The organism is Jutongia hominis (genome assembly GCF_014384965.1).
In the GTDB taxonomy this organism is placed as follows: domain Bacteria; phylum Bacillota; class Clostridia; order Lachnospirales; family Lachnospiraceae; genus Butyribacter; species Butyribacter hominis.
In genome coordinates, this window is record NZ_JACRSW010000030.1 from 162,686 (window position 1) to 174,469 (window position 11,784).

Genomic DNA, 11,784 nt, shown 5'->3' on the forward strand with positions numbered 1-11,784 from the left:
TTTCCTTTATTTATGCTATTCTACATAAGTAGATAGAATATATGTTCCATACAAAGTTATAAACAATTTGTGCACAAATTGTTTATAACTTTGTATAACTAACACCACTGTTATTAGTTTTCCACAATTTTATTAACATTATCCACTTTTTTGCTGAAAAACTGCCCTTTTTTGTGATTTTGAATTGTTATTAATTTAATAACCTTCCTTTTTCTTCTTTTGTGGATAACTCGCTTTTTTTCATCAATCTTATTTTTTTCCACACCCAATATATTATATTTTTCCTGCCTTTTTTTCTATGTTGAAAACTTTTTGGTGCAATTTTAACACGATTTCAGGCTTTTCTTTCTCTTTTTTTTAAAAAGCAGTCTAATATATGAATTATCCCCAATATGTTCCTTGTATTTTCGCCTATTTTGATATAAAATAGATAAGGTATGATGTGTTATTTGTTGCCTATAGACAGGCTCTATTTCAGGCACATCTGAACGCTTTACATGATATTTTAAATTTTGTGTTCTAGATACCGTTTTTTCTTTTGTAACTATATATAGAAGAAACTCTACCGGTATATAGTCTGACATTACAATAAATATAGAAAAGAGGAAAAAAAATTGGAATATGAATTACAACAAAATTGGGACAAGATTTTGGAACATATGCATATTGCATTTTCTATATCAGACGTAGTATTTCGTACCTTTATTAAGAAGTTAAATGTATATTCTGTTCAGGATAATCTGCTGACAATCTTAATTGATGACACAGAGATTGGAGACAGTAAATCTTTTATTCAAAAGAAGTATTCCACTTTTCTTGCTGCTTCAATTGAAGAGATTACAGGCGTACATTACCAGCTAAAGTTTATTTCTTTATCGGAATTAGATCCTATCAACAGAGAGAATAAAACAAAGGCTCCTGAGGTAAAAAGAAATATTCCTTCTAATATAAATCCTAATTATACATTTGATACTTTTATTGTCGGTGATAACAACGACTTTGCACAAGCCGCATCTTTAAAGGTAGCTGAAAAGCCTGGCGAAAGCATTAACCCTCTCTATATTTATGGAGGTGCCGGACTTGGAAAGACACATTTGATGCATGCGATTGCAAACTATATCTTAGAAAACGATCCTTCTAAGCGTGTCGTTTATGTTACAAGCGAGAAATTTACGAATGAAATCGTTGAAGCCGTTCGAGGCAGTAACAACGATCATTCCCAGTCATTAAAAGCTTTTCGTGAAAAATACAGAGAAAACGTTGACGTTCTTTTAATTGATGATATCCAGTTCATCATCGGTAAAGAGGCAACCCAGCAGGAATTTTTCTTTACATTTAGTCATTTAACGGACTCAAAGAAGCAGGTTATTATTTCTTCCGATAAGCATCCTTCTACAATGACAACCTTAGACGAACGATTCCGTTCACGATTTGAAATGGGTATCACCGTGGATGTAAAAGCACCTACCTATGAAACCCGTATGGCAATCCTGCGTTCCAAGGTTGATCAGGAAAATATCCATATCGACGATTCTATCCTTGATTTTATTGCCAGCAATATCATTTCCAATATCCGTGAGCTTCAGGGAGCCATTAATAAAGTTATCTCATTTTCAAGCTTATGCGGTAAGGAAGTTACGATGGATCTCGCAAAGGAAGCTTTATCAGATAAGATCAACCCGGATATCAAACGTCCTATCACGATCGACTATATATTAGAAACAGTAGCAGATCACTTTGGCATTACGGTCAAAGATATTCTTTCTAATAAAAGAAGCAGTAATATCGCATACCCTCGTCATATCTGTATGTATATATGCCGTGAACTTACGACCAGCCCTCTTGCCGAGATTGGCAATAAACTTGGCAACAGGCATCATTCTACGGTATTACACAGCGTAGAGATCATTGAAAATAAAATTGCTGAGAATGATGCAGAAACAATCCAGAATATTGATGTTCTGAAGAAAAAGATTGATCCCCAGTAGCTGTGTAAATTTGTTAATCTAAAATTAACATGTCAACAAAAACGGTTGATAACTCAGATTCACAATTTTTTTCTGTTTTTTTGATTTGTTAACAAAAACGTACTTCTGAACATAAATCAACAGATTATTTTTAAGTTGTTTTTTTCACTCGAACAGCATGTATTATGGGCTTGAACCACTTTTCAACTTATTCACAGCCTCTAATACTACTGCTACGACAAAATGACTATAAATATTTATATATTTTTATTTGGCTTTTTTGAAAGGAGTTATACACATGAACATCATTTGTGATAAATCGAAGTTAATCGAAGGTATCAATATTGCTTTAAAGGCAATTCCCGGTAAATCGACTATGGCAATCTTAGAATGCCTTGTACTTGAAGTAAAAGATAACATTATCAAACTCATTGCCAATGATCTTGAGATTGGCATCGAAACTACCATTGATGGTCAGATCATAGAAGAAGGTTCCGTTGCTATTAATGCAAAGGTCTTTTTTGAAATCATTCGTAAACTTCCATCGGATGAAGTAACAATATCTGTAGACGATAATTATGTTATGAATATTAGTGGAGGAAAAGCTAAATTTAATATTTCGGTAAAACCGACAGAAGAATTTCCATTTCTTCCTCAAATTGTAAAAAATAATAATATTACTATTTCACAGTTTTCTTTAAAAGAAGTAATCCGTCAGACAGTATTTTCCATTTCTGATAATGAAAATACAAAAGTCATGACAGGTGAACTCTTCGAGGTAAAAGGAAATAAATTAAAAGTTGTTTCTCTGGATGGCCACAGAATATCTATCCGCAATATCGAACTTAAAAATAGTTATGACGAAGTCAGCGTTATTATTCCTGGAAAAACCTTAATAGAGATCAGCAAGATCTTAAATGGTGGTATGGATGATGATGTAAATATTTACTTCACAGACAAACACGCTTTATTTGAATTTGAAAATACAATTGTTCTTTCCAGATTGATCGAGGGAGAATATTATAAAATCGATAAAATGCTTTCAAGTGATTATGAGACGAAACTCACGGTAAACAAAAAAGAAATGTTAGATTGTATTGACCGTACTACCTTATTGATCAAAGAATCTGACAAAAAACCGGTTATTATTGATATCAAAGATGATAGTATGGGATTTAATATGAATTCATCGATTGGTTCCATGAATGAAGAAATAAGTGCTATTAAAGAAGGAAAAGATATCTTGATCGGATTTAATCCTAGATTTTTAATGGATGCTCTTCGTGTTATAGATGAAGAAGAAATTACAATCTATATGATCAATCCGAAAGCACCATGCTTTATCAGAGATAAAGAAGAAAGCTATATTTATCTGATCCTTCCGGTTAATTTTAATGTATGATAATCAGAAAGCTTAGTTTTTCTGCATTATAAATAAAAACAGAGTTTGTAAAGATAAATATTTTTTTGAATGTATGGTATGTAAGAAAGAATCGAGGTAAAAATGGAAGCAGTAGTAATTAGTGATGATTTCATCAAACTTGGTCAGCTTTTAAAGCTGGCAAATATGGTATCATCCGGTGTAGAAGCCAAAATTGTAATTCAAAATGGAGAAGTCAAAGTCAATGGAGAAATAGATACCCGCAGAGGAAAAAAAATCTACCCAAATGATGTGGTAGAATATAAAGGACAGCAGGTAACTGTAATCGGTGAATAATATATGCATGTTGATTCTCTAGAAGTAGGCAATTTCAGAAACTATGAATTTGCAAAGATTGACTTTCATCCAAATACTAATATATTGTATGGCGATAATGCACAGGGCAAAACCAATCTGCTGGAAGCTGTTTTCGTATGTGGAACAACAAAATCCCATAAAGGAAGCAAAGATAAAGAATTGGTCAGCATTGGTAAAGAAGAAGCACATATCAGATTGCATCTGACCAAAAAAGAAATGACACATCGGATTGATATGCATCTAAAAAAGAACAAAGGCAAGGGAATCGCAATAGATGGAATTCCAATCAAGCGATCCAGCGAATTGCTTGGTCTGTTAAATGTAATATTTTTTTCACCGGAAGATCTAAGAATTGTAAAAAACGGTCCTGCGGAGAGAAGAAAATTTATTGATATGGAATTATGCCAGCTCGATCAGGTTTATTTGCATGATCTGAAAGAATATAACAAAATTCTGATGCAGCGAAATAAACTGTTAAAGCAGATAAGTTTTCAGCCTTCTTTAGAAGATACTTTAGATATATGGGATATGCAGCTTTTACAATATGGTGAATCAATTATAAAAAGACGCAGTCAGTTCATTGAGGAAATTGGAGAAACAGTAACAAAGGTAAATGAAAACCTTACCGGTAACAAAGAACATTTACAAATGCTTTATGAGCCGGATGTTACTATTGATGAATTTGCAAATAAGTTAAATAATTACAGAGAACGCGATAAAAAACTTTTCTCTACAAGTGTAGGACCACATAGAGATGATCTTTGTTTTATGAATAAGGATATTGACATTCGAAAATATGGTTCACAGGGACAGCAAAGAACATGTGCACTTTCTTTGAAACTTGCAGAGATAGAGATCGTCAAAAATATGACCGGAGATTCTCCCGTTTTATTATTGGATGATGTTTTATCAGAGTTAGACCGCAACAGACAAAATTATCTGCTAGATAGTATTCACGATATTCAAACAATCATTACCTGCACGGGTATTGAAGAATTTATAGATAGCAGATTGACTTTAGATAGGATTTTTAGAATAAAAGAAGGTACAGTATTTATAGAAAAAGAGTAGTTTAATAAAAAAATCAATTCATTTGGATTGAATGTGTGTGCTAAGAAGATTATAAAAAGTAAGTAACAATGTACTATCGGAATTTATAAAATTTTGAGAGTACATAACATAGGAATGGAGGAACATATGGGAACAGAAGTGAATGGAGAATATGGAGCGGATCAGATCCAAATATTAGAAGGATTAGAGGCGGTTCGTAAAAGACCTGGTATGTATATCGGCAGCACTTCCACGCGAGGTCTGCATCATCTGGTCTATGAGATTGTAGACAATGCAGTTGATGAAGCATTAGCAGGATATTGTACTGAAATTCAGGTATTTATTCAAAAAGGAAATTCTATCAGGGTCGTAGATAATGGACGAGGTATTCCTACCGGTATCAACCATAAAGCAGGTTTACCGGCTGTTGAAGTTGTCTTTACGATTCTTCATGCCGGTGGTAAGTTTGGCGGTGGCGGATATAAAGTATCCGGTGGTCTCCATGGTGTAGGTGCTTCTGTTGTAAATGCACTTTCTGAATGGCTTGAAGTTACCATTCACCAGAATGGAAAGAAATATAATCAAAGATACGAGCGTGGAAAAGTAATGTATCCGTTAAAAGAGATCGGTACAACGGATCATACCGGAACCGAAGTTGTATTCCAGCCGGACAAAGAAATTTTTGAAGATACCGAATATGACTTTGATACTTTAAGACAGAGACTGCGTGAAATGGCATTTTTGACAAAAGGTATCAAGATTGTTTTAACAGATGAAAGATTAGAAGAGCCAAAAGTCAGAGAATTTCATTACGAAGGCGGAATCAAAGAATATGTCTCTTACCTGAATCGTCATAAAGATCCTTTGTATGACCAGATCATTTATTGCGAAGGACAAAGAGATGATATTTATGTTGAAGTAGCGATGCAGCATAACAGCTCTTATCAGGAAGGTACATACAGCTTTGTTAATAATATTACAACACCGGAAGGTGGCACGCATCTTACCGGTTTCCGTAACGCAATTACAAAGACATTTAATGATTATGCGAAAAAGAACAAGATTCTGAAAGAAAAAGAGGGCAATCTTTCAGGAGAAGATATTCGAGAAGGACTTGCTGCGATTATCAGTATAAAGATCACAGAGCCACAGTTTGAAGGTCAGACTAAGCAAAAACTTGGTAACAGTGAAGCAAGAGGTGCGGTAGAATCCGTTGTTACAGAACAGCTTACTTATTTTTTGGAGCAGAATCCTGCAGTTGCAAAGATTATTTGCGATAAAGCATTATTAGCACAAAGAGCAAGAGATGCTGCACGTAAGGCTAGAGATCTGACCAGACGTAAGACAGCATTAGACGGTACAAGTCTTCCGGGTAAATTAGCTGACTGCAGTGACAAGAACCCTGAAAATTGTGAAATTTATATCGTTGAGGGTGATTCAGCCGGTGGTAGTGCAAAAACAGCAAGAGATAAAGCAACACAGGCAATCCTTCCTTTGCGTGGTAAGATTTTAAACGTAGAAAAAGCACGTCTTGACCGTATTTTGGAAAATAATGAGATCAAAGCCATGATCACAGCATTTGGTACAGGTATCGGAGAAGATTTTAATATCGAGAAACTGCGTTATAACAAAATTGTTATCATGACCGATGCCGATGTCGATGGAGCGCATATCGCAACATTGATGTTGACTTTCCTGTATCGTTTTATGCCGGATCTGATCCGGGAAGGTCATGTTTATCTGGCACAGCCGCCATTGTATAAAGTAGAGAAGAACAAGAAAGTATTCTATGCTTATGATGACAAGGAATTGAATGATATTCTTACGGAGATAGGCAGAGATGGCAACAACAAGATCCAGCGTTACAAAGGTCTGGGTGAGATGGATGCCGAGCAGCTTTGGGATACGACAATGGATCCTGCTAAGAGAATCTTGCTTCGTGTCAATATTGATGAGGAATCCGAATCAGAGATTGATGTAGTATTTAATACATTGATGGGTGATAAGGTAGAACCAAGAAGATTGTTTATCGAAGAAAATGCAAAATACGTTAGAAATCTTGATATATAAGAAAATAGATTTTTGATAAAGCACACAGTCAAAAATCTGTTTAGTAGTAAGCATGTGTGCAGGAATGAGGTAAAAAATGGACGAAAATATCTTTGACAAAGTTCATGAGGTGGACTTAAAAAAGACAATGGAAACATCCTATATCGATTATGCCATGTCCGTTATTGCAGCAAGAGCACTTCCTGATGTAAGAGATGGTTTAAAACCTGTACAGAGAAGAATCTTATATGCAATGATCGAATTAAATAATGGTCCGGATAAGCCACATCGTAAATGTGCCCGTATCGTTGGTGATACCATGGGTAAATATCATCCACATGGTGACAGTTCTATTTATGGTGCATTGGTAAACCTTGCACAGGAATGGTCTACACGATATCCTTTAGTAGATGGTCACGGAAACTTTGGTTCTGTCGATGGTGATGGAGCTGCTGCGATGCGTTATACGGAAGCAAGATTAAGTAAGATTTCAATGGAAATGCTTCGTGATATCAACAAAGACACAGTAGATTTTATACCAAACTTTGATGAGACAGAAAAGGAACCTGTTGTACTTCCATCTCGTTTTCCAAATCTTTTAGTAAATGGTACATCCGGTATTGCGGTAGGTATGGCAACGAATATTCCACCACACAACCTTCGTGAAGTAATCAATGGTGTAGTTCGCCTGATCGATGATATTGAAGAAGATAAAGAAACAACAATGGAAGAAATTCTTGGAATTATCAAAGGACCTGACTTCCCGACCGGAGCACAGATCTTAGGTACAAGAGGAATTGAAGAAGCATATCGTACAGGACGCGGAAAGATCAGAGTGCGTGCTGTGACAGAGATTGAGCCAATGGATAACGGTAAGAACAGAATTGTAGTTACCGAGCTTCCATATATGGTCAACAAAGCAAGACTGATTGAGAAAATAGCAGAATTACATAAAGATAAAAAGGTTGACGGACTCACAGATATTCGTGATGAAACAAGTCGTGAAGGAATGCGTATCTGTATCGAACTGCGTCGTGATGTCAATCCGAATATCGTATTAAATCAGTTATACAAGCATACCCAGCTTCAGGATACGTTTGGTGTTATAATGCTGGCATTAGTCAACAATGAGCCGGTCGTTATGAACCTTTTGCAGATGTTAAAATATTATCTGATGCATCAGGAAGAGGTTGTAACACGTCGTACAAAATACGATTTAAATAAAGCCGAAGAGAGAGCACATATCTTAGAAGGTTTATTGGTTGCATTAGATAACATTGATGAAGTGATCCAGATCATTCGTGGATCAAAGAATGCCAATGAAGCGAAAGAAAAATTAGAGCAGAGATTTTCTTTATCAGAAGCGCAGGCAAATGCAATCGTAGAAATGCGTTTGCGTGCATTGACCGGTTTGGAAAGAGAAAAACTGGAGAGTGAATATGCAGAATTAGAAAAGAAAATTGCCGAATACAAAGCAATCTTAGCAGACAGAAAAGTATTGCTTTCTGTTGTAAAAAAAGAAATCATTGAGATCAGAGACAAGTATGGTGATGAAAGACGTACTTCAATCGGATATGATGAGTACGATCTGTCGATGGAAGATCTGATTCCAAATGAAAATACGATCATTACGATGACAAAGCTTGGTTATATTAAGAGAATGACTCTGGACAATTTTAAGAGCCAGCATCGTGGAGGCAAAGGAATCAAGGGAATGCAAACGATAGAAGATGATTATATAGAAGATCTCTTTATGGCAACCACACATCATTATCTGATGTTCTTTACCAATAAGGGAAGAGTATATCGTCTGAAAGCATACGAAATTCCGGAGGCAAGCAGAACAGCCAGAGGTACTGCAATCATTAACCTGTTACAGTTATTGCCGGATGAAAAGATCACTGCAGTTATTCCAATCAGGGAATATCAGGATCAGAAGTATCTGTTTATGGCAACGAAAAAGGGAATTGTTAAGAAGACATCAATTGTAGAATATGCCAATATCAGAAAGACAGGACTTCAGGCAATCAGCCTTCGTGATGAAGATGAATTGATTGAAGTAAAAGTAACAAACAAGAAGAAAGATATTATTTTGATCACGAAACATGGTCAGTGTATCCGTTTCAATGAAAATGATGTAAGACCTACGGGACGTACTTCTATGGGTGTGATCGGTATGAATCTTTCTTATGATGATGAACTGATCGGCATGCAGCTTAATACGCAGGGAGACTGTCTGATGATCGTATCAGAATATGGTATGGGCAAAAAGACAGATATCAATGAGTTTGGCGTACAGCATCGTGGCGGTAAAGGTGTGAAATGCTATAAGATCACGGATAAGACCGGAAATGTTGTAAATGCCAAAGCGGTGAATGATGACAATGAAGTAATGCTTATTACAACAGAAGGCATTATTATCCAGTTAAAAGTATCAGAAATATCAACACTTGGACGTATTACATCAGGTGTCAAACTGATCGATCTGGATCCTGAAAAAGATATTGTTGTAGCAAGTATGGCAAAAGTCAGAGATGCGATTCCGGAAGAAAACGGTAATTCAGAAGAAAAATTATTAGAAGAATTGCAAAAAGAAATGGATGAAGAAGAAAAATAAAAGATAGAAACCAGACAGCCCAGCATAATGATTTGTGTCGGGCTGTTTGTTACGAAGGAGGCAACTTATGAGAATCATATCGACAGATGAAATAAAAAAGAATATCAAAGAAATGTGTATAGAAGCAAATTATGAGTTATCGGCAGATGTCAAAGATAAACTTTATGATCAGGCGCAAAAAGAAGAAAGTGTGTTAGGAAAACAGATATTACAGCAATTAAAAGAAAACTTAGATATTGCTCACAAAGACCGTATTCCAATCTGTCAGGATACCGGAATGGCGGTTGTCTTTTTGAAAATTGGTCAGGATGTGCATTTTGAGGGAGAAAACTTAGAAGATGCGATCAATGATGGCATCCGTCAGGGATATGTAGAGGGTTATCTTCGAAAATCAGTTGTAAAAGATCCTATCGAAAGAGAAAACACAAAAGATAATACACCGGGAGTCATTCATTATGAAATCGTACCGGGAGATCAGGTAGAAATAACAGTAGCACCAAAAGGTTTTGGCAGCGAAAACATGAGCCGTGTCATTATGTTAAAGCCGGCTGATGGCATAGAAGGTGTTAAAAGAGAAATTTTAGAAACAGTACGTCTGGCAGGTCCTAATGCATGTCCACCAGTTGTAGTAGGTGTTGGTATTGGCGGAACATTTGAAAAATGTGCATTATTAGCAAAGAAAGCCCTGACAAGAGAATTAGGATCTCACAATCCGATTCCTTATGTCAAAGAATTAGAAGATGAAATGCTTGAACAGATCAATCAGCTTAAAATAGGTCCGGGCGGATTAGGGGGCACTACAACTGCATTAGGAATCAATATCGAAACATATCCTACACATATTGCAGGACTTCCTCTGGCAATTAATATGTGCTGTCATGTTAATCGTCATAAAAAGAGAATTTTGTAAGTGCTATGTTCATTTTAAAATTATATAACATAAAAATACGAATAATTTATTCAGACTGGAAATTATAAATTAATCGTGGAAAAAGTTCTATTTTGTTAATGTAAATGTCATTTTAAAGAAGAAATGTGAATAAGAAGGAGATTTTTTATGGAAAAACATATTACAACGCCATTAACAGATGAAAAAGTAAGAGAATTGCATGCCGGGGATTATGTATATTTGTCCGGAACAGTATATACAGCCCGTGATGCTGCTCATAAAAGAATGTACGAGGCAATGCAAAGAGGAGAAGAAATACCGATCGACCTGAACAACAACATCATTTATTATCTTGGACCATCACCGGCAAGAGAAGGACAGGTTATAGGATCGGCAGGACCAACGACAAGCAGTCGCATGGACAAATATACACCGCTTTTATTGGAAAATGGATTAAAAGGAATGATCGGCAAAGGAAAACGCTCAAAAGAAGTGATAGAGTCAATGCACACAAACAATGCTGTTTATTTTGCTGCAATAGGGGGAGCTGGAGCATTATTATCCAAATGTATAAAAAAAGCAGAGGTTATTGCCTATGATGATCTTGGAACAGAAGCAATTCGTAAACTGGAGGTAGAGAATCTCCCTGTTATTGTTGTTATTGATCATGAGAAAAATAATATGTATGAAGAAGCCATAAAATAAAGACATACAAGAAATATACATGAAATATGTAAGAAAGTTAAAAAAAGTAGTTGACAAGAATAAATAAAATTGATATACTAGTTTCTGCTTGACAGTCAAGTGATTGAATGTCAGAGAGCTGGAGAAATACTCAAGAGGCTGAAGAGGCGCCCCTGCTAAGGGTGTAGGTCGCTTACGCGGCGCGAGGGTTCAAATCCCTCTTTCTCCGTTGTGACGATAGTCACATAATTCAAAATATATTTCCGATTGATAGTCGAGCAAGATATTTTGAAAAAAATAAAAAAAAGTGTTGACAAAGAGTTGAAAGCATGATAGTATATATCTTGCTGACGCACAAAAGGTTAGCACAGAGGAACGAAAGTTCCGAGCGAGTTTCTTCTATATAAAAGAAGAGAGGAGCAAAAAAGAATCTTGATAATTAAATAGTAAAACAACCCTGAAATTTCTAAAGAGGATCTTGAAAAAGAGATCCAAGAATTTCAAGAGGCTTATCAGAAGATAAGACGAAAGCGAGACCAAGTAATTGGTAAAAACGGACAAGCCAAGCGAAAGCTTAGCAAGGACAAAACTTAAATATGAGAGTTTGATCCTGGCTCAGGATGAACGCTGGCGGCGTGCCTAACACATGCAAGTCGAACGAAGCTCCTGCGACAGAATCCTTCGGGAGGAAGATGCTTGAGACTGAGTGGCGGACGGGTGAGTAACGCGTGGGTAACCTGCCCTGTACAGGGGGACAACAGTTGGAAACGACTGCTAATACCGCATAAGC

At 36.1% G+C, this 11,784-nt stretch carries 8 protein-coding genes, 1 tRNA gene and 1 rRNA gene; all 10 read left to right on the plus strand.

Features of this window, described 5'->3' with window-relative positions; genetic code table 11:
- Nucleotides 1–614 precede the first annotated feature (614 nt).
- The gene (gene dnaA, locus H8700_RS08060) at nucleotides 615–1,988 is read left to right on the plus strand and encodes a chromosomal replication initiator protein DnaA (RefSeq protein WP_022142646.1); all 1,374 of its coding nucleotides are present in this window, start codon (nucleotides 615–617) and stop codon (nucleotides 1,986–1,988) included.
- A 277-nt stretch (nucleotides 1,989–2,265) separates the two neighbouring features.
- On the plus strand, nucleotides 2,266–3,369 hold the full coding sequence (gene dnaN, locus H8700_RS08065; RefSeq protein ID WP_249304950.1) for a DNA polymerase III subunit beta: 1,104 nt from the start codon (nucleotides 2,266–2,268) through the stop codon (nucleotides 3,367–3,369).
- Between the two features lie 102 nt (nucleotides 3,370–3,471).
- Complete coding sequence (locus H8700_RS08070) at nucleotides 3,472–3,684, plus strand: RNA-binding S4 domain-containing protein (protein WP_249304953.1); 213 nt, start codon at nucleotides 3,472–3,474, stop codon at nucleotides 3,682–3,684.
- Between the two features lie 3 nt (nucleotides 3,685–3,687).
- Nucleotides 3,688–4,776, plus strand: a complete 1,089-nt coding sequence (gene recF / locus H8700_RS08075) for a DNA replication/repair protein RecF (protein WP_022142643.1) — start codon at nucleotides 3,688–3,690, stop codon at nucleotides 4,774–4,776.
- Between the two features lie 126 nt (nucleotides 4,777–4,902).
- Nucleotides 4,903–6,825: a DNA topoisomerase (ATP-hydrolyzing) subunit B gene (gene gyrB, locus H8700_RS08080; RefSeq protein WP_249304955.1), complete on the plus strand. Its 1,923-nt coding sequence runs from the start codon at nucleotides 4,903–4,905 to the stop codon at nucleotides 6,823–6,825.
- Between the two features lie 76 nt (nucleotides 6,826–6,901).
- Complete coding sequence (gyrA, locus tag H8700_RS08085; protein ID WP_249304957.1) at nucleotides 6,902–9,421, plus strand: DNA gyrase subunit A; 2,520 nt, start codon at nucleotides 6,902–6,904, stop codon at nucleotides 9,419–9,421.
- 67 nt (nucleotides 9,422–9,488) lie between these two features.
- Nucleotides 9,489–10,331, plus strand: a complete 843-nt coding sequence (locus H8700_RS08090) for a fumarate hydratase (RefSeq protein ID WP_249304959.1) — start codon at nucleotides 9,489–9,491, stop codon at nucleotides 10,329–10,331.
- A gap of 147 nt (nucleotides 10,332–10,478) precedes the next feature.
- On the plus strand, nucleotides 10,479–11,015 hold the full coding sequence (locus H8700_RS08095; RefSeq protein WP_249304961.1) for a Fe-S-containing hydro-lyase: 537 nt from the start codon (nucleotides 10,479–10,481) through the stop codon (nucleotides 11,013–11,015).
- 120 nt (nucleotides 11,016–11,135) lie between these two features.
- Nucleotides 11,136–11,223 (plus strand) — tRNA-Ser (locus H8700_RS08100).
- A gap of 363 nt (nucleotides 11,224–11,586) precedes the next feature.
- Nucleotides 11,587–11,784: ribosomal RNA gene (locus tag H8700_RS08105) — 16S ribosomal RNA — on the plus strand; the annotation flags it as partial.

What these genes read in the sequence shown, in the direction of transcription:
- H8700_RS08070 (WP_249304953.1), top strand. Translation starts at nt 3,472, where the DNA reads ATGGAAGCAGTAGTAATTAGTGATGATTTCATCAAACTTGGTCAGCTT.
- dnaN (WP_249304950.1), top strand. Translation starts at nt 2,266, where the DNA reads ATGAACATCATTTGTGATAAATCGAAGTTAATCGAAGGTATCAATATT.
- gyrA (WP_249304957.1), top strand. Translation starts at nt 6,902, where the DNA reads ATGGACGAAAATATCTTTGACAAAGTTCATGAGGTGGACTTAAAAAAG.
- H8700_RS08090 (WP_249304959.1), top strand. Translation starts at nt 9,489, where the DNA reads ATGAGAATCATATCGACAGATGAAATAAAAAAGAATATCAAAGAAATG.
- H8700_RS08095 (WP_249304961.1), top strand. Translation starts at nt 10,479, where the DNA reads ATGGAAAAACATATTACAACGCCATTAACAGATGAAAAAGTAAGAGAA.
- recF (WP_022142643.1), top strand. Translation starts at nt 3,688, where the DNA reads ATGCATGTTGATTCTCTAGAAGTAGGCAATTTCAGAAACTATGAATTT.
- gyrB (WP_249304955.1), top strand. Translation starts at nt 4,903, where the DNA reads ATGGGAACAGAAGTGAATGGAGAATATGGAGCGGATCAGATCCAAATA.